The sequence below is a fragment of the Paenibacillus konkukensis genome (assembly GCF_023523925.1).
Taxonomy (GTDB): Bacteria; Bacillota; Bacilli; order Paenibacillales; family NBRC-103111; genus Paenibacillus_S; species Paenibacillus_S doosanensis.
This window is the reverse complement of sequence record NZ_CP027059.1, coordinates 3,068,266-3,093,245: the sequence shown is the minus strand read 5'-3', so window position 1 is coordinate 3,093,245 and position 24,980 is coordinate 3,068,266. Positions and strand designations below refer to the sequence as shown.

Genomic DNA, 24,980 nt, shown 5'->3' with positions numbered 1-24,980 from the left:
ACAACATGATGCGTAACAGAGGATTTCACAAACTGCTGCTTTCCTACCTACCCGTATTCGCCATTTCGTCGATCGTGCTGATTTTAGCTTTTGTACTGACGTTTATGGATTACGTAGACCGCAATACCAAGGAAATGGCGAAGGCTCATGCGGAAAATTCCTTGCAGCTGTACGAACGCGCACTGTCTTCCGTGGACCAGTTGATAACGGCGGAGATCTTGTCCAGCCCCAAGCTGAAAACGTTTTTTGATCAGCAGGAATTCAATGTGTTCGAGCAATATCAAATGTTGGAGTACCTGGTAAGCCTCAAAAATGCCAATGATCTTATCAGCTCGCTCTATTTGTACCGAACGCGCGACGAGATGATCGTCTCCACCTACGGAACGACCGATTTAAGCGCTTTTGGCGATAAGGCGAATGTGGAATATTATGCGGGGGGCACCGATCGGGCCGTATGGTCCGATCCTCGCCCGTTTAAGGTGTATATGTCGGAGGAGCCCGTCGCCGTCGTCTCGTTAACGAAGCAGGTCTCCTTCGGCTCGGGGAATAAGGGGCTCGTCGTCGTTAATCTGGATATGCGCAAGCTGGAGCGGATATTTACCGACTATACCCAATCGTCGATTGCCGCATCGGTTCTGCTGGATAGCCGAGGACAACGGATATTCGGACCTCTGCCGGAAGTAAAAGATGTAGCCTCCAGACTGCCCTCGAAGCTGACGGGTTGGACGATGGACACGTATATCCAGCTCAATGAGCCGTTGAGGAAGCTTTCGCTTTTCTCGCATACGTGGGTGCTTGCAGGCTTTGCCGTGCTGCTCGGCTGCTTCGGCTGGCTAATCTACGCCGTATACCGAAATTACAAGCCGATTGAAAAAATAATCGCCTCCTTCCAGCGGTTCTCGCGCCGGGAAGGCGAATGGGATGAATTTCAGTTCATCCAGCATTCGATCGAGCAGCTGCTTGAGACGTCGCAGCAGGTGGAGGACTTCTCCAAGGAAAACGCCGCTTTTCGGAAAACATATTTTTTCAACAAGCTGATAGAAGGCGATCTGACCGTGTTCGAGAGCGTGAAGGAAGAAAGCTTATGGGAGCTGGGATTGAACCCCGGCTGCAACCAGTTTCTTTTTGCTGTCTTGGGGATCGACCGCTACTCGCAGTTTGAAGCGGAATTTTCGTACCGGGATCAAAATCTGTTTAAATTCGCGATTTACAGCGTTGTCAAGGAAATGGCCGACAATCACGGCTTGCACGTGTGGCATGAATGGATCGCGAGCCATCAGATCGGCATTATACTGCAAAGCAATAAGGACGGGGATTTCGCAAAACTCGCCTCTCAGTACGGGTACGAGCTGCGGGATTGGGTCAACAGGCATTACAAGCTCGATGTCACTATTGCCATCGGAGAGCCGGTGGCCGGGATGGAGCATGTGAGCCACTCCCGCCAAACCACGCTCGATGCGTTGAATTACAGCGCTTCTCTTGGGACTAATCAGGTAATAGGCTATTGGGATGCCCAGGACGACAAGGAGAGGGAGGTTTACGGCTATCTGCCTCAGCTTCGCTCGGTGGCCGGGTCGCTGCGTCTTGGCCGGGATTCTTGGAGGGCGGAGCTTGCCGGGATCTTCCGGCATATGGAGTCTCAGCACTTATCCAATGCGGAGATTATCAATCTGATGAATTATTTGATTTATTGCTTCAGCAATGAGATGAGCGAAATGTCTGCGGAGTATCAGAGGCTGTGGAACCGCGTTTCACTGGAGCTGTCGGAAGCGGTTGCGCAGCTGGTCACGATGGAGGAGCTGACGCAGCGGGTCCTGGGATCGCTGGAGCGTTTCGGCGCTGCCTTGACAGCTATGCGGCAGATGAGGGAGGGACGCTCGACGATTGAGAGGGCGCGGGAGCTGCTTCAGGAACAGTATGCCGACCCGGATCTGTCCATTGCCAAGATGTGCGAGCTCTTCCAGATGACCTCACCGCAGTTCAGCCGTCTATTTAAGGAAGAAATCGGGGAAACGTTCATGGACTACTTGGCTCGTATCCGGGTGGAACAAGCGCAAAAGCTGCTGAAGGAGACGGAGGATTCCATTCAGGATGTGGCCAAACAGGTAGGGTATCTTCATTCGTATTCGTTCATTCGCGCATTCAAACGCTGGGTGGGCAAGACGCCGGGGGATTACCGAAGCCAGGGTTAGATTTGCGTGCATAAGCAGCGAAAGGAACGGATAACGATGGAAAAAGCGTCTTGGACTTTTCCTTAAGCTTGGCTGGGACTGGCCGGAGAATGATTGAACCGGTGATCCGAGGGAACTCCGTCAGAGTGCTGAAATTGCTGCGTGTAGCCGCGTACAATTGAAGCTGATTTTAGGGGGGGCCTAAGGAAAAATGCCCGTCAGGCCAACGGGTTCGATAGACATTTATATACGATAAAACCCCGTCGAGCTAATGACGGGGTTATTTGGCGTCTGAAGGAAAAACGTGTTGTAATATGATTTTAGCCCATTACTGAAGTTTAGTCTTGCTGCCCGGAGTAACTAAAGGACGAGATAGCGACATTTTATTTATATATTGAGCTGAACAATGATCGGTCTATTTGATCCCACTAATCCGATACATCGTTGGGTAATCTTTATCGCCGCTATCGCTTGCTTCGGAACGCTTACCACATTGGAAGTATGACACCGTCGGCGCTTTAAGGAGCAAACGAAGGAACCCAAAGATACGCCGATAATAGCGTCAGACTCGCTGCGTTTCGTTGAAACAACGGGCTTCAGATCGCCTTCATCGTATCTCTAAACCCGAAGTACGTTCAACCCGCGGAAGAAATTGCGGATATCGCCGATCATTAAATCAGGCGCATCGATCGCAGCGAAATGAGTGCCTCTGTCGAACTCGCTCCAATGAACGATACGGTTGCTTTGCTCGGCGTAGCGGCGGATCGCGACATCAGATGACTGAAATACCGCAACGCCGACAGGCGTATTCGATGGGGCTTTAGGTGCCCAGGCTGCCGGATCATGCGCTCCTTCATAATACATTCTTGCCGAGGAATTGGCCGTTCCGCTCAGCCAGTACAGCATCAGATTCGTTAAAAACCGGTCTCGGTCGACGGCTCCTACCGCATCTCCGAAGCCATAAAACAATTCGGAAGTCCAAGCGAGCAGACCGACCGGCGAGTCGTGAAGTCCGTAGGCCAACGTCTGCGGTCGAGTTGATTGAATCGCATTAAAACCGAACCGCTCCTTCATAAACTGGCCGAGACGACCCAACCGGATTTTTTCGGCATCCGAAAGCGAGCCCAATACTTCCTCTTCCACCTGCCCCATCGGTATGAATCCTAGCGTAGCGGCATTCACGTGCACGCCGATAACTCGATCAGCCGCGAAGCGACCAAGCTCGGGCGCTATCATCGCTCCCATATCACCTCCCTGCACGCCGTATCGCTCATAGCCCAGCCGGTTCATCAGCTCGGCGAAGGCTTGAGCCGCGCGGCCGGACGTCCATCCCGCCTCCTTCGTCGGCCCGGATAAGCCGAAGCCCGGGATCGAGGGAATGACCAGATGGAAAGCGTCACCCGCATCTCCGCCATAGGAGGCGGGATCTGTCAGCGGTCCGATCAGATCCAGGAACTCGACCGGGGAGCCCGGCCAACCGTGAATGAGCAGAAGCGGCGTCGCATTCGGTTCCGGCGATTGGATGTGGAAGAAATGAATGTTGGCACCGTCAATCGTCGTCATATATTGCGGGATCTCGTTCAGGCGTTGTTCTTGCTTGCGCCAGTCGAAGGACGCTGTCCAGTACTCGGTCATTTCTTTCACGAAATTCAGCGGAACGCCGTAATTCCAGCCCACTCCGGGGAGCTCGTCAGGCCAGCGGGTGAGCGCCAGACGGTTACTGAGATCGTCTAAAGCCTCTTGCGAGGTCTCGATTCGAAAAGGCCGGATATCCTTTGTCGCTGCGGAATATATTGGATTCATCATTTGAAGTTCCTCTCCTATGGATTGTTTCCTGACAACGGTTTGCCGGGGAAACTGAAGTTGTTGCAGCATGTTCGGCTTCTTGCCCGTTACTCTTTCACGATCTTCATTTTTTTCAGCGTATCCAGCGTCAATTGTTTGGCGGTTGAACCGCTGCCGGCTACATTCGTCGCGAAAACCCATATATCCTTATCCGTTTCAATATAACCGACATACCAGCCAAGCCCCATGTCCGACAGTCTAGTACCGGTTTTTCCATGAACCGTATACGCGTCCTGTTCGTTGTCGATCATAATCCGCTTGACCGTCTTCATCGTTTTTTTCTGAAAAGGGAGCTTCTCCTCAACCAGCTTTTCTATAAATTCCGCCTGTTCTTCGGCAGAGATCTTCAAGCTGCTGTCCAGCCAGAACGTATCGATTCCTCCCGATATGTCGCGGTTACCGTAGCCGATTCGATTTACGTAATCCTGCATCCGTTCTTGGCCGATATCGCGAGCCATTGCCTGGTAAAACCAAATCGCCGACTCCCTCATGGCCGAAGCGAGCGAATGATCCCGGTTCCAGCCCGGGAACTCTCTTACAATACCGTCCCATCTCTTGACTTCGTATTCGTCGGCCACTTCCTTTACTTCCAGCCCGATTAGCGCATTCGCCACTTTATAGCTGGATTCCGGGGTAAACCGTTCCTTACTTCTTTCAGGATTGTATTCATATACTTGATTGGTCTTCAGGTTCTTGAGGACCACTGTCCCTTGGGTGTTATGAAATATATCTTCCAGTTCAAGCTGATGAAAGCGCGACTTGGCATCGGCGCCCGGGGAGTAAGCAAATAAGCAAAGAACCATAGCGAATATAGCGATAAAAATCGATAGTCGGCTTGCCTTTTTCACCTGTAACACTCCTGAATCCCTCCTTAGTGCGTTCGTTTTTTTCGGGAATGGTTTCGATGGCCATCGAGAGGAACAATTTCCCAATATCAAAAGCGTTTTGATATTATTAGTCTAGTTATACGGGTGCGGCAAGTAAATCATGTTTTTTACGGTTTGTACCTGTACAGATTGGAAGAGGGGGAGGGGGACATCAATGATCTATGCCGAGGTTATGAAACATATTGAACGGCAAATCAATAGCGGCGAGTTAAAGCCGGGGAAGAGGCTGCCGTCCATCAGGTCTCTGGCCAAGCGGTTCGAGTGCAGTGTCAATACGATCATCAAAGCTTATTCCGAATTGGAAAAGAAGCATATCATCTATTCCGTCTCCAAGAGCGGCTACTATGTGGTGGAGCGGGTTCCCTCCGGCTACTTAGGTTCAACGGACGCGGGAATCATCGACTTTCTGTCGGCCGGACCGGATAAGAAGGCAATGCCTTACCGGGACTATCAGCACTGTATTAATCAAGCCATTGAAGTATATAAAGAGGAGATGTTTACGTATTCGGAGATTCAGGGGCTGTATTCGTTAAGGGAGGAGCTGGCTCGTCATCTGCGGGAGCTGCAGGTGTTTACGGTGCCGGATCGAATATGCGTAGTATCCGGGTCGCAGCAGGCTCTTCATCTATTCATCGCGCTTCCGTTTCCCAACGGCAAGAGGAATATTTGCGTCGAACAGCCCACGCATATGAGTATGGTCGAATCGATCAAATTTCAGCAGGCCACGGCATACGGGATTGAAATTACTTCTAATGGACTCGACATGGAGCGTCTGGAACATCTGTTCAAATGCAACGATATTAAATTTTTTTACACTGTGTCAAGGTTTCATAATCCGACAGGCTACAGCTATTCGAACATGGAAAAACGGAAAATGGTGGAGCTGGCGCAAAAATACGACGTTTATATCATCGAAGACGATTACCTGGGCGATCTGGACTCCGACACGCGTCAGGACCCGATGTTCGCTTATGATCCGTCAGGAAGAGTCATATATACCAAAAGCTTTTCCAAAGTGATGCTGCCCGGCTTAAGATTGGGACTGGCGGTGATTCCGGAGCCCATGCGAAACTCGTTTCTAAATGCCAAGTTCGCTTCGGATCTGCATTCGCCGGTTCTCACGCAAGGAGCACTGGAGATTTATTTGAAGAGCGGGATGTTTAAGGCTCATATTGAGCGGATGAGGTCGATCTACAGAAGGAAAGCGGCTTTATTGCAAAAGGCCTATCTAGAGACGCTGCCGCGCGACGTCGTATATTCGGGTTCGCTCTCGGGCTTCTATTCGACAATCCGGCTGCCGAGTCCGCTAAAGGCCAAGACGTTTATAGAGCATTTGAAGAAGGAAAACGTGCATGTGGCCGATGCCAAAAGTATGTATTTGCCCGAGCTTGAACAAGATTCGGTCATCCGCTTGAGCGTGTCGCAGGTGGAGGAGGAACGGATCGGCATTGGGGTTCAAAAAATAGCGCACGTTATGAAGGAACTGCTTAATACGGCGCCTCAACGATCCGGAAGATTCCGTCCAGCCCAGCCGGACAAGTGAGAATCAACGAGCGTATGAGCCGCTTTGGAAAAATTATCGGGATTAAAGTCGGACTGTTGTATATAGGACAGCATAACGGCGCCATTGCATAACATGCGCAATAGTTCCGCCAACTCGACCGGACGGGCAGCGCCTGCCCTCTCCGCTAATCGCTCAATGGCTATCCAGGTTTCCAATCCTTGGCGTTTAGATCCTGGTGATGATAACGGAGGAAGAGTGGCAGGCAACGGTTGCGAAATTGAAAAATGTACATACGCGCGTTCGCGAAAAGCTTATAACGATGGACGATCAAAAACTGCAGAAGGAATTGGATGGGATCACGATTTATCAATGGGTATCGGATCTTGCTCTTCACGACATTTATCATACCGGGCAAATCGTGTTCATCCGTAAATTACAAGGCTCATGGACCGTCTGACATCAACTTTGATTATCTATGAATCGGAACATTGGGAGGGGACAAACTATGGCAACTATCCATCGTGAACTTGAAATCGATTGCAGCCTTGATACAGCTTGGGCCCAGCTTCGGGACTTCGGAAATGCCGCAAGCTTGTTCGCCGGCGTCTTGGTGGATTGCCGGGAGACTGCGGGCATGCGAACGGTGACTTTCGACAACGGATACGTCGTTCAAGAGCGGCTTGTAAGTGTAGATGAAGAAACATGCCGCTTAGCCTATAGCGTAGCGGACGGCGGTTTCACCCATCACAGCGCGTCGAACCCTTAGTCGAGGCAGGATGTCTGGCAATCAAGCGATTCTTAGAATCTCTGTAAAAGCGTGGTTAAAAAAGGGCGCAGATGGTACAATTGAGAAAAAATTTGTGAAAGGAATACTTCTGTGCAAATCAAATCGGAGAAAGAAAAAATGGTAAGCGGCGAGCTTTACCAGGCGGCTGACCCGGAGTTAACGAAGGATCGTTTGAACGCACGCCGGTTGACCCGATTATTTAATCAGTCGCTCGAAACGGAAGACGAACTAAGAAAAGAACTCTTACGGGAGCTATTCGGCTCCATGGGGAACCATTATTACATAGAGCCAACATTCCGCTGCGACTATGGCTACAACATTCATGTCGGCGAGAATTTCTATGCGAACTTCGATTGCGTGTTTCTCGATGTATGTGAAATTCGTATAGGCAATAACTGCTTCCTTGCTCCCGGTGTGCATATCTATACGGCGACGCACCCGCTAGAGGCCCAAGAGAGAATTTCCGGAGCCGAGTTCGGCAAGCCGGTTACGATCGGGCACAACGTATGGATCGGCGGGCGAGCCGTTATCAACCCTGGCGTCACAATTGGCAATAACGCGGTTATAGCTTCCGGTGCGGTCGTTACCAAAGACGTCCCCGACAATGCGGTCGTAGGCGGCAGCCCCGCCAAGGTCATCAAGCAGATTGATAATGGCTAGTAAGCTAGCGTACGATTACACCATAATAAAGCTGCCGCGGTGAACGGCAGCTTTATTGCGCTAACCGGTAGTATACTGCAATAGGAAATTAGTGGTAATATAGTTGTATTCATTTGTAAAAAAGGGAGGACGATGAAGTGGCTCCAAAACATATAGTTTCTGCGGCAGCCATTGTAATTAATGAGCGCAACGAAATTTTATTGATAAAAGGGCCTAAACGAGGATGGGAAATGCCGGGAGGGCAGGTTGAAGAAGGCGAATCGTTGAAAGATGCAGCGATAAGGGAAACTAAGGAAGAGAGCGGTATGGATATAGAAGTGACCAAGTTTTGTGGTATTTTTCAAAATGTAAGCAGTTGTATTTGTAACACTTTATTTTTGGGCAGACCAGTCGGCGGGGAATTAACAACTTCTACGGAGTCTTTGGAAGTAGGATTTTTCCCAATCCAAACAGCATTGGAGATGGTAAGCTGGGGGAATTTTAAGCAAAGAATTCAGTTTTGTTTGGATGAAAAGCTTCACCCGTTTTATGTTGAATTTTCGATTCCGCTCAAGGATTGTTAGGCTGCTGCGAACGTGGGACGAATGTAAAGGAGCTAGTATTTGAAATGACTGTGGAAATTAAAAAGTGCGGCCCTGAAGATTTACACAAACTTCAAGAAATAAGTATGGAAACCTTCAACGATACGTTTAAAGAGCAGAACTCGCCTGAAAATATGAAAGCTTATTTGGAAAAAGCATTTAACGCCAGACAGCTGGAAAAGGAATTGTCCGATCCATCTTCGGAATTTTATTTCGTCTATCTCAATGAACAACTTGCCGGGTATTTAAAGGTCAATGCGAACGAGTCCCAATCCGAACCCATGGGCGAGCATTCGCTCGAAATCGAGAGGATTTATATGAGACGCTCCTTTCAAGGAAAAGGGCTTGGGAGACACCTGCTGAACAAAGCGATGGACATCGCCAGCGGACAAAACAAAAAGACGATCTGGCTGGGCGTATGGGAAAAGAATGAGAACGCAATAGCCTTTTATAAAAAAATGGGTTTTGTGCAAACCGGAGCGCACTCTTTTTACATGGGCGACGAAGAACAAATTGATTTTATAATGACCAAAACGCTGATATAACGTTTTCTACTACGAAGAGCGGTGGCTGATTGGAGACGCTGCCGATCTGGAGCTACTCGAATTAAAGTGGTTCCCGTTAAAGAACTGCAGAGACATCCTGAAGTAAAACGAATATTGCCTTATTTGTAGAGTGAGGATGATGCGGTTTGAATCTTGACGAATGTGAGGCGATCGGATGAATCTTGGTTTACGCCAGACACTTGGTTCCCCGGTTATGTAAATGTTGTTAACCTGTTGGCATCAATGGAAGAGGGCTGTACATTTCAAAGCGGTAATTTTTTTGAAAAAAGAAAGATGGAAAACAAGAAAAACATTTGCTTTTAATAAAAAAGTATGCTATTCTAACATTAAATCATACATTAGAACCTTATTCACGTGTTGTAAAGGGTTGTCATTTGTGCGATGGAGCCTTTTACAATGTGTGAATTTTTTATTTTACAAAATAAAAAGAACATGTTAAATACCAATTTTGGAGGTAATACATTATGCAACAAGGTACAGTTAAATGGTTTAACGCAGAAAAAGGATTCGGTTTCATCGAAGTAGAAGGCGGAAGCGACGTATTCGTTCACTTCAGCGCAATCGTAGGCGACGGCTTCAAATCTTTGGACGAAGGCCAACGCGTTGAGTTCAACGTTGTTCAAGGCAACCGCGGACCACAAGCAGAAAACGTAGTAAAGCTGTAAGCTTTGCTCCACTACAAAAACTGCCCTTAACATGTGTTAGGGGCAGTTTTTTTATTACCGGTTCATAATGCATGAGTTCATTAAAACGAGGAGGGGTAAACATGTATTCTAGAAAAAAAACAATGGAAAATGTCCCGGAAGAGGACACTATGATTTGGTCTTGCACCAAAGAAAACTGCTCAGGATGGATTCGTGACAACTTTGCCTTCGAATACGTACCGACTTGCTGGCAATGTCAATCCCCTATGGTAAAAAGCATGAGAATGCTGCCGCTGCTTGTCAACACTAACGGAAATTTGAAACTGATCAAAAAAGGCATTCAAATTTCCTAACCTCACCGGTTTGCCTCCAGAATTCGGGACGTTTATTTGTTCCAATGCCTCGTCATTTTTTCCATTCGCTTATCCTGTTTTCTCTCGTGAACGACCATGCACGCATGGATGGCTCCAGGCAACCAGAAAAATAAGGTCAGAATCAGATTAAGAACAGCCTGAAACGGTTTCCCGCAAAACAAGACGGCAACCGGGGGAAGCAGGATCGCCAATAAATACATGTCAATCACCTCGCGTTTTTCTAAGTTAATTAATCATACGTCTGTGAATTAGCAGAGTTTCGGGCGGGGACGGCCAGGCAGCCTGTTTTGTACCGCCTGCGCCCCCGGCTTTGTTCAATGATGTCCGGAGGATTCTATTGGCTGCGCGGCATGCCATTGCAAAAGACATGGCGCCTGGGAGCGGGGCATCCGTTCCGTTATTGGTATGCAGATTTTTGAAAATCGTGTTGATTTATTCTCCGCCAATCCTTCGCGCCTGTCAATCCTTAATCGTTACTGTGGGATCGGGCAAGACGATCAATTATGTTTTAATATGAAGAATGCGGTTGGATTAGTATAATGATGTTACGAAAAAAATGACATTTTGTGATAGGATTCGACACGATCCTTTGCTTTTTCTGATAAAGTGTGTAATTTCACATTACATTTCCCAGCAGTAAGTAGTATATTAGTACTAGATTTGTAGTTGTGGGAGAGGGCTGGGATCGATGAGGAAAAAGATGATTTCTATAACGGCATCCTTGTTATTGCTTACGCAAGGGGCCACGGCGTTTGCCGATCCGGCTGTGTTTACCGACATTGACGCTTCATTTGCCAAAGACGCGATTATGGAGCTTCAACGAATGGGGATTGTGGACGGGGTGAGCGGAGATACATTCGCGCCGCAGACGTATATCGCAAGGCAGGATTTTGCCGTGCTGATTGCCAAGGCGCTGCAGCTTGACGTGAGCAATCCGCCGTCTACGGCCACATTCCGGGATATTCCGGTTGTTCATTATGCGTTTCCTTATGTTGAAGCGTTGGTCAAGGCGAACATTTTCCAAGGCGAGGAAGAAGGAAGCTTCGGCGAAGGGAAAACGCTTACAAGGGAGCAATTGGCCGTCGTATTGGCAAGGGCCAAGCAGATTCGCGCGGCGAATAACGAAACGGGGCCGGACTTTGCCGACAAGGATGATATCAGCGAGTGGGCCAAGGCGGCCGTACAAGCGGTTAACAAAACGGGATTAATGGTAGGCGACGGTCAGCAGTTCGCTCCTAAGCGCCCTGTGACGAGACAGGAGATGGCGGAGGTCGTATCCAGGCTGCTTCATCTGCCCGCCGGGCAGGAGGCGACCGGACTTATACGCAGTCTGGCAGGGGATACCGTAACCGTAGATCAGCATACATATGCCGTCGGCGATTCGGTGAAAGGAATTTTGAACGAGGCCAACCGTGATGTGCTGGACGGGGCTGCGGTCACGTTCGATACTAAGGATAATACGATAACGAAGCTAACATCGCTTACACTTCATAAAAGCGGTCGAGAGCCGAAAGAGGCGGAGGAGGAATTCGGCGGAAATCTTGTGCTGGATGGACAAGGGAACCGAATCGAAGGGAATTTGGATATTCAAGCGGATTTTATTACGATTCGCAATTTGCAAGTTAGCGGAAATTTTCGGATAGGGGATGAACTGAAGAACGATTTTTACGGAAAAAATCTGTATGTAAAAGGAACGACGGTCATTAATGGGGGCTCTTCCCATACGATTGTGTTCGACAATGCTTCGCTGGATACCGTTCAGATCAATAAACAAGAGGTCCGGGTCGAGGCGATCGGCAACACAACCACGGGAGATGTAGTAGTAAGCGCGAATGCAACGGTAACGGCCGACCCCGGGGTCACGATTCCCAAGCTGACGGTGACGGACGGCGCAGCCAACGTAGAGATTAATGCCAATGTCTCTTCGTTACAACTGGAATCGTCGCAGCCGGCGGTTATCGGCGGCAGCGGAAATATCCAATCGATTACCGTGTCGGGAACCGCCGCGGTGACCATTCAAACGACAGGTACGATCGGTAAGCTCGAAGTGACAAATAAAGATGTGCAGATTACGATACCGCCCGGAGTGCAGGTGCAGAGCATCGTGCTTCCGGACGGTGCAGCCGCGAGCGATGTGATCGCCAATTATGCCGCGGTCAGCGGGCAGATTGGTTCGGTAACAAGCGCTTCAGGCCAGACGGTTAGCGGCGGCAGCGCTTCCTCCGGCGGTTCAAGCTCTTCCCATTCGTCTAAGGTGCTGTTAGGCGCCGTATCGGGTTTCGTTTACTATGGCGCGGCCAATAAACCTTTGGCGAACGCCACGGTAACGGTACGAGATCTTACTGCCACTACCGGATCGGACGGCAGCTATGAGCTGCCTTCGGTTCCCGCGGGAACCGGTTTGATGCTTAGCGTAGCGGCGAGCGGGTATGTTCCGAATCCGTATACGACGACATTGGACGTGTTTGGAGGTCAGACGACGACGGTTCCCGTTATCGTGCTCGGAACGGCGACGAATCATGCTCCGGTTGTCGCTCAAGCTATTCCGAAACAGACGATATCGCTGGGGGAAGAGGAACCCGTTTTTAATCTGAACGAAAGGTTCAGCGACGAGGACGGCGATATTCTCAAGTTTACCGTCGTTTCCTTAAATACGAAGGTTGTCAAAACAGAAATAAACGGCAGCATACTGAAGCTGATACCGGTCGGCGCAGGAACGGCTAGCATAGCTATATCGGCCAATGACGGAAAAGGGAAATCGGTCAATTCGACGTTCTCCGTAACGGTGACGGCGGCGCCGGTTAATCACGATCCTAAAGTGTCGGCTGCCGGTTTAGCCGATCAGACGGCCATGGCGGGCGAACCCGAGATTAGCGTGAGCTTGGCAGGTAGCTTCACCGATGAAGACGGAGATGCGTTGAGCTTCAATGCGGTATCCTCCAATGAGAGCTCCGTGACGGCAGCAGTATACGGAAGCGTGCTTAAGCTGAAGCCTTTGCAAGCGGGCGTTTCCTCGATTCGTGTCACGGCGGAGGACGGCAAGGGCGGAAAAGCGACGGCTTCGTTCACAATGACGGTCACGTCAGAGCCTCCGGCGAACCATGCGCCGAAGGTAGCCACAGCGATCCCAGTGCAAAGCGGAACGGAGCAAGGGTCGGCCGTGGAGTACGACCTGAGCGGAACGTTCACGGACGAAGACGGAGATGCGCTGACGCTCAGCGCCGTATCGTCGAATACGAGCGTGGCGACGGTAAGTATTACGGGAAGCAAAGTGGAGATCACGCTGGTAGCTCCGGGCGAATCGATGGTGACGGTGAAGGCGGCCGACGGCCGAGGAGGCGAGGTCACAACCTCGTTCAAGATGACGGTGCAGGCGGCGAACCACGCGCCGAAGGTAGCCGCAGCGATCCCAGCGCAAAGCGGAACAGAGCAAGGGTCGGCCGTAGTGTACGACCTGAGCGGAACGTTCACGGATGAAGACGGAGATGCGCTGACGCTTAGCGCCGTATCGTCGAATACGAGCGTGGCGACGGTAAGTATTACGGGAAGCAAGCTGGAGATCACGCCGGTAGCTCCGGGCGAATCGACGGTGACGGTGAAGGCGTCTGATGGCCAAGGAGGCGAGGTCACAACCTCGTTCAAGGTGACGGTGAAGGCGGCGAACCATGCGCCGAAGGTAGCCGCAGCGATTCCTGCTCAAAGCGGGACAGAGCAAGGCTCGGCCGTGGAGTACGACCTGAGCGGAACGTTCACGGATGAAGACGGAGATGCGCTGACGCTTAGCGCCGTATCGTCGAATGCGAGAGTGGCGACGGTAAGTATTACGGGAAGCAAAGTGGAGATCACGCCGGTAGCTCCGGGCGAATCGACGGTGACGGTGAAGGCGTCTGATGGCCAAGGAGGCGAGGTCACAACCTCGTTCAAGGTGACGGTGCAGGCAGCGAACCATGCGCCGAAGGTAGCGGCGGCGATCCCAGCGCAAAGCGGGACGGAGCAAGGCTCGGCCGTGGAGTACGACCTGAGCGGCACGTTTACGGACGAAGACGGAGATGCGCTGACGCTTAGCGCCGTATCGTCGAATACGAGCGTGGCTACGGTAAGTATTACGGGAAGCAAAGTGGAGATCACGCCGGTAGCTCCGGGCGAATCGACGGTGACGGTGAAGGCGGCCGACGGCCGAGGAGGCGAAGTCACGACCTCGTTCCAGATGACGGTGCAGGCGGCGAACCATGCGCCGAAGGTAGCCGCAGCGATTCCTGCTCAAAGCGGGACAGAGCAAGGGTCGGCCGTAGTGTACGACTTGAGCGGAACGTTCACGGACGAAGACGGAGATGCGCTGACGCTTAGCGCCGTATCGTCGAATACGAGCGTGGCGACGGTAAGTATTACGGGAAGCAAAGTGGAGATCACGCCGGTAGCTCCGGGCGAATCGACGGTGACGGTGAAGGCGGCCGACGGCCGAGGAGGCGAGGTCACAACCTCGTTCCAGATGACGGTGCAGGCGGCGAACCATGCGCCGGTCATTCAGCCGATTCCTGATCAGTCCGTAACATCAGGGGACTCTCCGCTGCAGTTGGATATAAGTTCTTACGTGCAGGATGCGGACGGCGATGTCTTGACAATCACTGCAGACACAAAAGATCCTTCGATAGCCACAGTCACGGTTACAGGCAATATGCTGTCCATTTCGGCGAAGGCCGCCGGGCAGACGGAAATCACCGTCCATGCGGACGATCATCGCGGAGGAGTAACTGCCGGAACTATACGGCTTACGGTCACGTCCAAATCGAATCAAATACCTGTGGTAGAAGCCGCGATTTACGAGCAAGTATTGACCGCAACGGTAACGAATAGCAGATCGTTTGATCTTTCTCAATTGTTCTACGATGCTGATGAAGACGTGCTTCAATTTACGGCAAGCGCCGATGTCCCGAATATCGCTCAAGTGACTGTGTCGGGAAGTATGCTGACATTATCTCCGGGGAGTACGGCCGGTAGCGCACAAGTGACGGTTACGGCCAATGACGGCAACGGAGGCGTAGCAGCCTATACCTTTACGGTGCGGAACGCTCCGTTAACGGCCGGCAATGCTTTTGTCACGTACACGACCAAGCAGGGGGTCAGCGACTTTTCCTATGACCTTTCGACGCTGTTCCCGGGTCAAACTCAATTTAAAGTGTACAAGGGGACGCCGGACTCAACCTTTGTCGGCCCTACGCCTCTTGGCGGCAAGGTAGTTACCCTTGCTAATGACTCGATGTACACTTGGGTTATCGGCGCCGACGGCAAGGCAGCCGTCTTCAAGGTTGTCGTCGAGCCTCAAGGTGCGCCGGAATTGTTTTTCTCGCAATATTTGGATGGCGGGGATGGCCGAATTGCGATTGAGCTTTATTACAAAGGCGATGGAGACCCCTCTCATAAAGCGACAGGGTATTCGGTGGATGTGTATCAATGGGCGCAGGGTAAGATGCAGATCACTTCTACAAAGATCGCTTCATTTTCAGATCGTCCCGCAGAAAATGGTGTATATGCAGGGGTTCCTTATATATTTATTAACGCCATTTTCTATGACTATTTTGATTTGACTAATACCTCATACTATAATAATGAATTAAACTTATACCTCAATGACGGCAACACGGTTGCACTGGTGTTAAAAAAGGACGGGCAAGTCGTCGATGTGCTGGGAGATCCGAACTCCCATGAGCGGTTCATGCCGAACGGCGGAACGATTATCCGCAAACGGGGGATTTATACCGGTTCGAAATCGTTCAGCGATCAAGGAGAATGGACCAGCTATCCGAAAGGGACTTATCAATTTTTTGGAGCTCATACGATTTAAGAGGATATTTACGGAAAAAAGCAGCCGAGACGTCTCGACTGCTTTTTTTCTATGAGCAAGCGCAGGAAAGGTTACAAGGTTTGGATAAACCGCTCCAGCTCGTTGGCTACGGTATAGAGGCTTGCCCGGTTTTCGAACTCATGGCGCGATTCGGGCAGCGGAAGCAGCTTGTGGTATTCCCTGATCGCATGCAGCTTCTCGCGGAACTGGTCGGTCGAATCGTTATTGCCCAAGCTGCCGCTCAGCTCCAGCACAAAATCCCCGATGCGGCTTCCCTGCTCCATCTGCACCGTGATTTTTGAGATCGGCGGGAGCATGCGATCCAATATTTCGAACTGCCTGCGCTTGGTTTCAAAATAGGCTTCATAAGAGCTGGCTTTGCGCAGCAGGTTGTTCTCGGCGTCCAGCAGCGCCAGACGCTTCGCTTGATTCAGGGCGTCGCCGAGCTGAATGATCTCTTTGCCGTCCCACATCGTATAGCCTTCCTTGAGATAGGCGGCCATCTCTTTCAATATCGCGGCGATCAGGCGATCGACCTCTTCCTTACAGCGGTTAAGCTCCTTGTCGATGCTGGGCATGTACCAATTGACGAGCAGGGCCACCCCGAGGCCGATCAAAATGACCAGAAATTCGTTCAGGAAAAAAGCCGCTTCGATCTTCCGATGCATATATACGTGCATAACGATAACCGAGCTGCTGGCGATGCCCTCCTGAATTTTCATGCGAACGCAAAGCGGAATGAACACGAGCAGCAGCACCAGGAAAGCGTACGGATGATAACCGATGAGAGTAAACAATACGCTGGAAAACAACAATCCGGCCAGGCAGGCGAAAAATCGGCTTATGACGGCTTGAGTCGATTGTTTGCGCGATTTTTGAATGCAGAGCAGAGTCAAGATTCCCGCGGAGGAATAGTACTCCAGCTGCAGCAGCTGGGCGAGTAAAATCGAAATGCTGACGCCGACGGCGGTTTTAATAGTGCGGAAACCGATCTTCATCATGTTGTCACCACCATAAACGGTTTTTTGAATATATTGTAATCCTGGCAAGGTATAAACGTAAAGCTGATGGGAGGAAGAACGGAAGCTATCTGCTCATTCCTGCGCGTTTTGCGCGAAGCGATCCGCAGCAGTATTGCGATATAATTGCGGGTGAAAATAAGAGAGGCGCTCCGCGGGGGAACGCCTCATTGTGTTTATGCGATTGGCGTCAAGCGGCCGCCGCAGGAACGGCGCTTCTCCGGTTGGAGACGGCGACGCCGGTAAGAATCAGGATGCCCCCGGCAATTTGCGCGGGTAAAATGGCATCGCCGAGAACCAGATAAGCGACGATAATGGCAATAAACGGCGGAATATTCATAAACATCGAGCTGGTCGAAGCGCCGACCTCCGAAATGCCCTGATTCCACCAAAAGCTCGCTAAGCCTTGGCCCAAAATAGCTACGCAGGTCAGAAGCAGCCACATCGTAAGGTGCATACTGAAGTGCATTTGCCCTTGACTGGCTTCCCATAGGGCTGCCGGAGTCATCAAAACGGTGCCGATGACCGTGGCTAATATCGTAATATCGTAGGACGGCATGCTGGAAGACAATTTGCGAATGAACAAGAGACTAATGGACAATGCCAGCATGGCGAGCACCAGCAAAATATCCCCTTGGGAAATGCCGATCGATTTGCCGCCGAACAGCACGATCAGCACGACGCCGACCAGCGCCAGTCCGGCCCCAGTAAGCTTGTTCACGGTAATGGACTCACCGAGAAACATTCTCGCCAGGAAGGTCGTCGCGACCGGAGACAAGGCGATAATGAGCGAAGCGTTGCCTGCAGTGGAATGCTGCAAACCGGTAAAATAAAAAAATTGGTTGAACAAGGTGCCGAACAGCCCGGCGAAGATCAGGATAAGCCATTCTTGCAGCGTTGGCCGCTTCATCTTGCGGTTCACAAAGGCGACCGAAATCAGGAAGAGTGAGGTTAGGACCAAACGAGAGTAGGACAAAAAGATAGGGGAGAAATCCCTTAACAAATAGGCGCTCGCCACATAATTGCATCCCCACAGCAGAGAGACGCCGAGCAAGCGCAAAATAACAGCCCGATGGGACACTGGTTTCTGTTCCTTTCCATATATCGTCATAATAACTGCTTCATTATAATCACCGTTTGCAGGGAAGTAAACCGGGATATGGGGCAAAATTGCCGGGAATTGGCGCTTCTCGACCGGTTACGGAAACGTACTTACGTCCGCTCACAGGAAATCGGGTTCAGCAGCAACCGGAAGATGTTTTCCGCATGCCTCGCGCGCAGTCTTCATATTTCACCATCCGTTGTCTCGAATGATTTGATTTCCTTATTTATTATAAAAATGGTACAATAATCCTGAAAGCTTATGGATTGGATGAAAAGGAAGCGGGGTTTCACCATATACAGAATCCGGCCGTCTAAAGGTATTTCTTTCATTACCATGATCGCAGGTTGTTTAATGTTATTGTTTGGGATCTTTAAAGTAGTTCCCTATGCAGGTTTCTTAGGGATTATCTGGATCGTTGTGACGCTCGGAATAACCATTTATCACGGCATGAATGTTTTTAGTAAAAACGGAGTGGCATTCGGTTACGTGGAGAAGAAAAATAAACGAATTTTAAAATGATCCATTTACATATGAAAAGCTGCCAATGATATTTAACAAACTATATAATGTCACTGAGGTACGCCGCTTTTTTGCAAAAGTCGGCTTTTTTGCCGTTTCGTATTATAATAGAATAGGCAATGTTCGAAATGACGGCGTCCATTCCTTGTTTTTTTGCTCGTATCAGCGAAAATCCGGACTAAAGATCGAACTATATGAGTAAGATGAATAGGGTCGAACCCTAGCGTCGCTTAGAAGAGAAAGGGGGGCTTACTGGATGGAAGATCGCATGGAACAACGATATTTGCCGGAACAGCCGATATTGCCGCTGCCTGGCGGCATGATTTATATGGGAAAAGACTTGTCGCTGAATCGAAAAGTGATTTTATATTCGCTGGACAGTCCGAATGAGTCGTTTACGCAAACGTATACGCAGCTGCTGGGAGAAGCTTCCCAGTTTACCGATAACAGTTTTATGCATATATTGGATATCGGATTCAATCGCTCGTCGAACCGGCTGATTGCGGTGCTCAAGCCTTGCAACGGAACGCTGCTGCTGCATGAGATCGCCAAGCAGGAGATGTCTGCCGAGGAAGCTATCACGATTGTGTACGAGCTGGCGCGCGGCATGCAGAAGGCGATGGAGGAAGGGATTGCCGGATTTTCGGTCGGCGCGGACAATGTCTGGCTTGATTTTGAACGGCGCCCCGTCGTCATGAACTATTGGGAGCAGGGAGCGAGCGCGCAGCGCGGCACCCGGGGACTGAGCGGCCTGCTGCTGCGGATGCTGTCCGGTAGCGCAGCGAACTCGGCGCAGCCGGAACTGGACGATCCGAGAGTTCAGGCGGCGCTAAGAACGATTCCTGCGGAGCAAAGAAGAAGGCTGGCCGATCTGCTTAGGCAGACGATGGATGAGGATGTCCCGGTCAAAATGTTCATTGCCGAGCTGCGCGGCTATATGAGCGCGCCGAAAGAGGCCGCAAGGGAAATTGAGCCGGCGGTGATAGTGAAGCCGGCGATTACGGCCGACGCCAGAAGGCAAAAGACGCTGCAGGAAGAACCGGCAAGACGGCCTCCGGTGATCGAGGAAGAGGAAGAAGATGAGGAGGACGAGGAGGATGAGCCCCGGCGCATTACCGTAGGAGGCGTCATGAAAAAGACGCTTCTGATCGGCGGAGCGATCGTCGTTATCGGAATTTGCTCCGTGCTCATTCTCATGGGTTTGTTCGAAACGCTGAAGCCGGATAAAGGCGGGTATCTTCCTCCGAGCTCGGACGCCTCCCAGACGACGCCTCCCGCCGCTGACGGGTCGGGCGCAGCCCAAAATCAGAACGGCGGGCAGTCGAATAATGCAGGAAAAGGGACGGATGCCGGAAAACAAGGCAATAACGCCAATAAGGGCGGAACGAATAATGCCGGAAATACAGGGAATGCGAATAATGATGCAAATAACAATGATACGGGAGCGGCCAAGCCGCCGAACAGCGGGCCGGTCCAGGTGCCGAGCCTGATCGGTATGACGCAGGATGAAGCGGGAAAAGCGGCTGTGAATGCCGGTTTGCGGTTTTACTTTGAAATTGAACCGAACGATATGGAGCAAGGGAAAGTATTCAAGCAGGACCTGCAGGCGGGGCAGACCGTGGACGCGGGCACCAAAGTTACTTTCTGGGTAAGTAAAGGGAAACAATAGTATTTGCATAGGAACAGCCCGAATGACCGTATGATGAGGTCGTTCGGGCTGTTTATGCTGCTCTACGATATGCTTAGGGTTCCGTTTTTGTTGGTAGCTTTGATGGCTTTATTTTGCAATAACAGGGACTTTTTCACCGCATGGTGAAGAAGTGCCCGGAGACAATACGATCCGATCGCTTGCGCCGGAAGCGGTCTTAAGTATAGCTGAGTCCGCTGAGAGAAGGCAGCGGAATCGCGGTCCAGCCGGGCAGGCTTGCGGCCTGCTCCGATGAGGGATCGAACAGCAGGGAGACGAGCTCCCCTGCCGATAAGCGCACGCTGCCGCCGCCCTCTGCGGCAACGGTGCAGCCATCCTCCTGCTGCTCGCCGACAGCAGGGATAATCCCGCCGGCCGCGCGAAGATAAGGGGCCGCTTGCTCCAGCAGGCGCGCTGCGCTGACGACGAACACGGTGCCGCTGTTCGCCGCCGGCGCAGACGGCACGCCTGCTTCGCGCAGCAGCAGCGCGAGCTCGCGCTCGTGCCAACCTACCGCAACCGTCAGCTCCGCGAGGTTGAAGCGCTCCACCGCGTCGGCGAGCAGCGCCGCGACGGCTTCCGCCGGGCCGCCCCACTCGACGGCGGCCGGATGCCTCTTGCTGTGATAGCGGCCGGGGGCCTCGATCACAGCGAAGCTGTCGACGCCGCCGCCCGCCGGAGCGGCGACGAGCGCCTCGTGCGCCAGCTTCGCGCAGCTGGCGTGGGCCTGCGCGCCGAGCAGCCGCTGCAGCTCGGTGACGCTATGCGCGAACGCGACTTCGCGGGCGTCCGCGGCTGCATGCAGTGCGAACGCGTCCTGCGGCGCGTACGGGCGAATCTCGCGGCCGCTATGCGCCGCGGTTCGCGCGCGGAGCCGGGCGGCGCCGGCGGCGTCCAGCGTAAACCGCTCCGTGCGGCCGAAGTGATAGCAGTGCGCCCGCGTATAGAGCGACCGGTCGCCCGAGACGAAGATCAGCGAAGCGCCGGCCTGATCGGCATGCCGCTTGCACAGCTCCAGCAGGCGGCCCGCGGTGCCTTGGCCGCGGTAGTCCGGATCGGTGCAGACCGAGCCGACGGAGAAGACGTTCAGCCGCGCCGCGCCCACACGGAGTACGAAAGGAACGAAGCCCATGAAGCTGACCAGCTTGCCGTCTGCAAAAGCGCCGTAGGAGTGGCTTTGTCCCGGCGAGAAAATAAGCGGAAAAGCGGTTCCCATCGACGATTGCTCGGCATCGCGGAAGATGCTGTCCGCCAGATGAACGGCTTGCTGCAGCTCTTCATTGCGTACGAGTCGAAATTCCAATAATAACGCCTCCTAAAGGAAAATGAACAGACAGTGAACTATCTTAAAGCGACAATCGGTGAAGGCGTCATTCTAGGGATGCGATAATGGCCGCCTAGTCGCGGATTTCGGCAATGATTTCGATTTCGACCGGCGTATGGAAAGGCAGGTCGCTGGCGCCGATCGCGGAGCGGGCGTGCTTGCCGCGTTCCCCGAACACTTCCACCAGCAGATCGGATGCGCCGTTCATGACGTAAGGCTGATCGGCGAAGCCGGGAGCGCTGTTGACGAAGCCGAGCAGCTTGACGATTTGTACGACGCGGTCAAGGTCGCCAAGATAGCCTTTCATGACGGCGAGGCAGTTGATAATGACCTGCCGTGCCGCTTCCTGGCCCTGCTCGATCGTCAGCTCGCCGCCGACCTTGCCTGCGTACATCAGCTCGCCGTTAATACGGCAATCTTGTCCGGACAAATAGATCAGATTGCCGGTGCGGCTGCAAGGAACATAGGTGAAGCGGGGTTCGGGCGACGGCGGAAGCGCGATGCCGAGCTCATGCAGTCTTTGTTCGATTTGGCTCATATAAATACCTCCGAATAAGGGTTTAGTGATGTTGCGATTTCTCAGCGGCCGAAGCGATGGGGACGGGAGCTGCAAAGCAGCGGGTTCCCCCCCGGCGTTCTGCGATGCGGAAACGGCCGCCTTCGCTCGTGCCGTAAAATTAATGACGGCAGCAGTGGTGCGCCCGGATCAAGACGCCTTCGCGGGCTTGGGTGTGGCGTTCGGCGAGCAGCGTCGGCTTGCCGCCGACAACGACATGGGAAATGCCGGCCGGATACTGTCGCGGCTCGTCAAAGGTCGCAAGATCACGGATCGTCTCCGGATCGAATACGGTCACGTCGGCGGCATAGCCGGGCACGAGCAGACCGCGCTTGCCGAGCTTGAACCGCTGCACAGGAAAGCTCGTCAGCTTGCGCACCGCTTGCTCCAGCGTAAGCACCTTGTCTTCGCGGACATACTTGGCGAAGACGCGAGGGAAGGTGCCGTACAGCCGGGGATGCGGCTTGCCGGTTTCGCAGGTCAGGCTGTCCGAGGCGATCAGCGACCGCTCGTAGCCGACGACCTGCTTGACGTCTTCATCGGACATGTGGAAGTAGACGATGGAAATTCGCCCGTCCTCCTCAAGCAATAGGTCCATCATGCAGTCGGCCGGATGCAGGCCGCGTTCCTCGCTGATCGCGGCGATATGCTTGCCCTCCAGATGGCGGTTCGCTTCCGTATGCACGGCGGAGATGTAAACGCTCTGCCAGCCTGTCGAGCAGACCAGATTATCCCAATCGTCCTGTTCCCGGCCAAGCTCCTCGCGAATCCGCTTGCGCAATGCGGCGTCCCGGAACCGCTCCAGCACGCATTCGATGCCGCCTTCGACGGCCCATGGAGGGAGAACGGTCGTGAGCGTCGTGGAACCGGCATTGTAAGGGTATACATCGCAGGTGACGTCGAGTCCTCGGGAGCGCGCATCTTCGATTAACTCCATCGCCTCAAGCACCTTGCCCCAGTTGATTTTGCCGGCCGCCTTCAAATGGCTGATGTGCAGGGAGACGCCCGCTTTTTCGGCAATCCAGATCACTTCCTTCACGGAAGGGATCAGATTATTGCCCTCGCCGCGGATATGGGTGGAGAACAGCCCGTTATACCGGGGCAGCACGGAGCACAGCTCGGCAAGCTCTTCCTTGGAGGTGTAGCTGCCGGGCGCATACAGCAGGCCGATGGAGAAGCCGATCGCTCCGGCTTGAAGACCCTGCTCCAGCATTTGCTTCATCCGCTGCAGCTCTTGCCGGGTGGCCGGGCGGTTGGCGAAGCCCATTACGGCGATGCGAAGCGCGCCATGCGCTACGTAGGTGGCGAGATTCTCCGACGGATTCGAGCGGGCGAGCGATTCCATATACTGCTCGACCGTCTCCCAGGGCCACTCCCAGGAGGTTTTGCCGAGCACGGGCTGCACGTAGCTTTGCAATAGCTCCGCCTGGTCTTTGACGAACGGGGCGGGGGCGAGGCCGCAGTTGCCGACCACTTCCGTGGTGACGCCCTGGCGGATTTTAATTTCGCTTAGCGGATGATCGAATATCATCAGATCGGAATGGCAGTGGCCGTCGATAAATCCCGGCGCAATGACTTGACGGTGGACTTCGACGGTCTCTCGCGCCTCTTGGTCGAGCCGCCCCACGGCGGCGATGCGCCCGTCCTTGATCCCGACATCTCCGATAAACCACGGATTGCCGGTGCCGTCGACGATGCGTCCGTTTTTCAATACGAGATCGATCATGCGGTTAAACCTCCCGTTTTTCATGTGACGTCATTGAAACCGTTTGCATAATCGCTGCGGCATTCCCTTTATTCGAGCATTCCCCGGCCGGCAACCCGTTTCGGCTCCAGCACGTCGCCCTGGCGAAACAATACCCGATTATGCAAATTGACCGTGCTGCATATATGGTTTGGAATAACGGATATCCGGTCGCCGACCTTAAGCCCCTTCCGCTGCGCTTCCGGCCCGAGCCGAAGCATGCCGTGCTCCTCGGACATCCGCTCCAATACCGCATCCTCGTAGCCTACGACATGGCCGAAGCCTTCGAGCATCAGCGGCGCCGAATTCGGCTGTACGTCGGTGGCGAACGTCTTGCTGCCGCCGTCGATGACGGCGAGATCGGGGGAGGGACGGCTGACGACGGTGACGAGCACGCTGCCCGCGCAATCCTCCAGGCCGCAGACGCCGAAGCGGGCCTGCATTCTGTCCTGGTATACATAGGTGCCGGGACGAATTTCCGTCACGCCTTCGACGGCTGCGGCATATGCGCCCGTAGGCGTCGATCCGACGCTGACGTCGGCGATGGGGATGCCTTGAGCGCGCATCCGTTCGGCGAGCTGAACCATGATGCGGCCTTCCTCTTCGCCGGCGTCGGCCAAGTCCAGCGTCGGCCTCTGCTGCAGCAGCGCGCCGCGGAACGTATAAATGCCGGTCAGCTTCAGATGCTCCAGCGCATGGATACGGGCCGCCAGAGCGGCGGCATCGTCATATGGAACGCCGCTGCGGCGCAGGCCCGTATCGATTTCGAGCCGTACTGTAAGCTGAACGCCCAGCCTCCCGGCAGTTTCGTTCATGCGGGCCGCGCCTTCGTCGCTGTCGACCCCCAGGATCAGCCGGATGCGTCGGCTGAGCGCCGCGGCGCGTTCGATTTTGCCGGGGGCAACGAGCGGATAAGCGATGAAAATATCCGCGATGCCGTGCTCCGCCATCACCTCGGCTTCCGATACTTTGGCGACGGTGATGCCGACCGCTCCGGCCTCCAATTGCAGCTTGGCTACATCGGGAATTTTATGCGTTTTGGCATGGGGCCGAAGCCGGACGTTATGCTTGCGGGCCACCTCCGCCATCGTTTGAATATTGCGGTTCATTCGCTCCGCGTCGATAATGACGCAGGGCGTTTCCGGCATGCCGGACATCGGTTTGC

At 53.0% G+C, this 24,980-nt stretch carries 20 protein-coding genes; 11 read left to right on the top strand and 9 right to left on the bottom strand.

Going from position 1 to position 24,980, the window contains the following annotated elements; translation table 11 throughout:
* The first annotated feature begins 5 nt into the window (after positions 1-5).
* On the top strand, positions 6-2,192 hold the full coding sequence (locus SK3146_RS13200; RefSeq protein ID WP_249865475.1) for a helix-turn-helix domain-containing protein: 2,187 nt from the start codon (positions 6-8) through the stop codon (positions 2,190-2,192).
* 597 nt (positions 2,193-2,789) lie between these two features.
* On the opposite strand, the gene SK3146_RS13195 is transcribed toward SK3146_RS13200, so the two are convergent.
* Both SK3146_RS13195 and blaOXA read right to left on the bottom strand, forming a co-directional pair.
* Positions 2,790-3,977, bottom strand: coding sequence for an epoxide hydrolase family protein (locus tag SK3146_RS13195; RefSeq protein WP_249865474.1), 1,188 nt, complete (start codon positions 3,975-3,977; stop codon positions 2,790-2,792).
* 86 nt (positions 3,978-4,063) lie between these two features.
* The gene (gene blaOXA / locus SK3146_RS13190; RefSeq protein WP_249865473.1) at positions 4,064-4,873 is read right to left on the bottom strand and encodes a class D beta-lactamase; all 810 of its coding nucleotides are present in this window, start codon (positions 4,871-4,873) and stop codon (positions 4,064-4,066) included.
* 202 nt (positions 4,874-5,075) lie between these two features.
* Between blaOXA and SK3146_RS13185 the strand changes: the two genes are divergently transcribed.
* From SK3146_RS13185 to SK3146_RS13150, 8 genes are all read left to right on the top strand, one after another.
* Positions 5,076-6,446 (top strand): aminotransferase-like domain-containing protein, encoded by a 1,371-nt coding sequence (locus SK3146_RS13185; RefSeq protein WP_249865472.1) that lies wholly within the window; start codon positions 5,076-5,078, stop codon positions 6,444-6,446.
* A 196-nt stretch (positions 6,447-6,642) separates the two neighbouring features.
* Entirely contained in the window at positions 6,643-6,864 is a 222-nt protein-coding gene (locus SK3146_RS13180; RefSeq protein WP_249865471.1) for a hypothetical protein, read from the top strand.
* A 48-nt stretch (positions 6,865-6,912) separates the two neighbouring features.
* Positions 6,913-7,173, top strand: coding sequence for an SRPBCC family protein (locus SK3146_RS13175; protein WP_249865470.1), 261 nt, complete (start codon positions 6,913-6,915; stop codon positions 7,171-7,173).
* Positions 7,174-7,290: 117 nt separating this feature from the next.
* Entirely contained in the window at positions 7,291-7,854 is a 564-nt protein-coding gene (gene maa / locus SK3146_RS13170; RefSeq protein WP_249866286.1) for a maltose O-acetyltransferase, read from the top strand.
* 137 nt (positions 7,855-7,991) lie between these two features.
* Positions 7,992-8,417 carry an NUDIX hydrolase gene (locus tag SK3146_RS13165; protein WP_249865469.1) on the top strand — a complete coding sequence of 142 codons (426 nt, stop codon included), beginning with the start codon at positions 7,992-7,994 and terminating at the stop codon, positions 8,415-8,417.
* Between the two features lie 44 nt (positions 8,418-8,461).
* Entirely contained in the window at positions 8,462-8,980 is a 519-nt protein-coding gene (locus tag SK3146_RS13160; protein ID WP_249865468.1) for a spermidine/spermine N(1)-acetyltransferase, read from the top strand.
* A 485-nt stretch (positions 8,981-9,465) separates the two neighbouring features.
* Positions 9,466-9,666: a cold-shock protein gene (locus SK3146_RS13155; RefSeq protein ID WP_249865467.1), complete on the top strand. Its 201-nt coding sequence runs from the start codon at positions 9,466-9,468 to the stop codon at positions 9,664-9,666.
* Between the two features lie 101 nt (positions 9,667-9,767).
* Positions 9,768-9,998, top strand: a complete 231-nt coding sequence (locus SK3146_RS13150) for a cold-shock protein (protein WP_249865466.1) — start codon at positions 9,768-9,770, stop codon at positions 9,996-9,998.
* Positions 9,999-10,030: 32 nt separating this feature from the next.
* Here the strand turns inward: SK3146_RS13150 and SK3146_RS13145 are convergent, their stop codons facing one another.
* Entirely contained in the window at positions 10,031-10,219 is a 189-nt protein-coding gene (locus tag SK3146_RS13145) for a YqaE/Pmp3 family membrane protein (protein ID WP_249865465.1), read from the bottom strand.
* A 527-nt stretch (positions 10,220-10,746) separates the two neighbouring features.
* Between SK3146_RS13145 and SK3146_RS13140 the strand changes: the two genes are divergently transcribed.
* Positions 10,747-15,861, top strand: a complete 5,115-nt coding sequence (locus SK3146_RS13140) for an S-layer homology domain-containing protein (protein WP_249865464.1) — start codon at positions 10,747-10,749, stop codon at positions 15,859-15,861.
* 71 nt (positions 15,862-15,932) lie between these two features.
* Here the strand turns inward: SK3146_RS13140 and SK3146_RS13135 are convergent, their stop codons facing one another.
* Positions 15,933-16,862, bottom strand: a complete 930-nt coding sequence (locus tag SK3146_RS13135) for an aromatic acid exporter family protein (protein WP_249865463.1) — start codon at positions 16,860-16,862, stop codon at positions 15,933-15,935.
* A gap of 208 nt (positions 16,863-17,070) precedes the next feature.
* Positions 17,071-17,961, bottom strand: a complete 891-nt coding sequence (locus SK3146_RS13130) for a DMT family transporter (protein ID WP_249865462.1) — start codon at positions 17,959-17,961, stop codon at positions 17,071-17,073.
* Between the two features lie 799 nt (positions 17,962-18,760).
* Here SK3146_RS13130 and SK3146_RS13125 point away from each other — a divergent pair.
* Positions 18,761-20,173, top strand: a complete 1,413-nt coding sequence (locus tag SK3146_RS13125; RefSeq protein WP_249865461.1) for a PASTA domain-containing protein — start codon at positions 18,761-18,763, stop codon at positions 20,171-20,173.
* Positions 20,174-20,369: 196 nt separating this feature from the next.
* On the opposite strand, the gene SK3146_RS13120 is transcribed toward SK3146_RS13125, so the two are convergent.
* The 4 genes from SK3146_RS13120 to SK3146_RS13105 all read right to left on the bottom strand — a co-directional run bounded on the left by SK3146_RS13120 (position 20,370) and on the right by SK3146_RS13105 (position 24,972).
* Positions 20,370-21,494, bottom strand: a complete 1,125-nt coding sequence (locus tag SK3146_RS13120; RefSeq protein WP_249865460.1) for a GNAT family N-acetyltransferase — start codon at positions 21,492-21,494, stop codon at positions 20,370-20,372.
* A 94-nt stretch (positions 21,495-21,588) separates the two neighbouring features.
* Complete coding sequence (locus SK3146_RS13115; protein WP_249865459.1) at positions 21,589-22,053, bottom strand: RidA family protein; 465 nt, start codon at positions 22,051-22,053, stop codon at positions 21,589-21,591.
* Positions 22,054-22,192: 139 nt separating this feature from the next.
* Positions 22,193-23,797, bottom strand: a complete 1,605-nt coding sequence (locus SK3146_RS13110; RefSeq protein WP_249865458.1) for an N-acyl-D-amino-acid deacylase family protein — start codon at positions 23,795-23,797, stop codon at positions 22,193-22,195.
* A gap of 68 nt (positions 23,798-23,865) precedes the next feature.
* A complete protein-coding gene (locus SK3146_RS13105; protein ID WP_249866285.1) occupies positions 23,866-24,972 on the bottom strand; it encodes an alanine racemase in 1,107 nt (368 codons plus the stop codon).
* Positions 24,973-24,980: the final 8 nt, after the last annotated feature.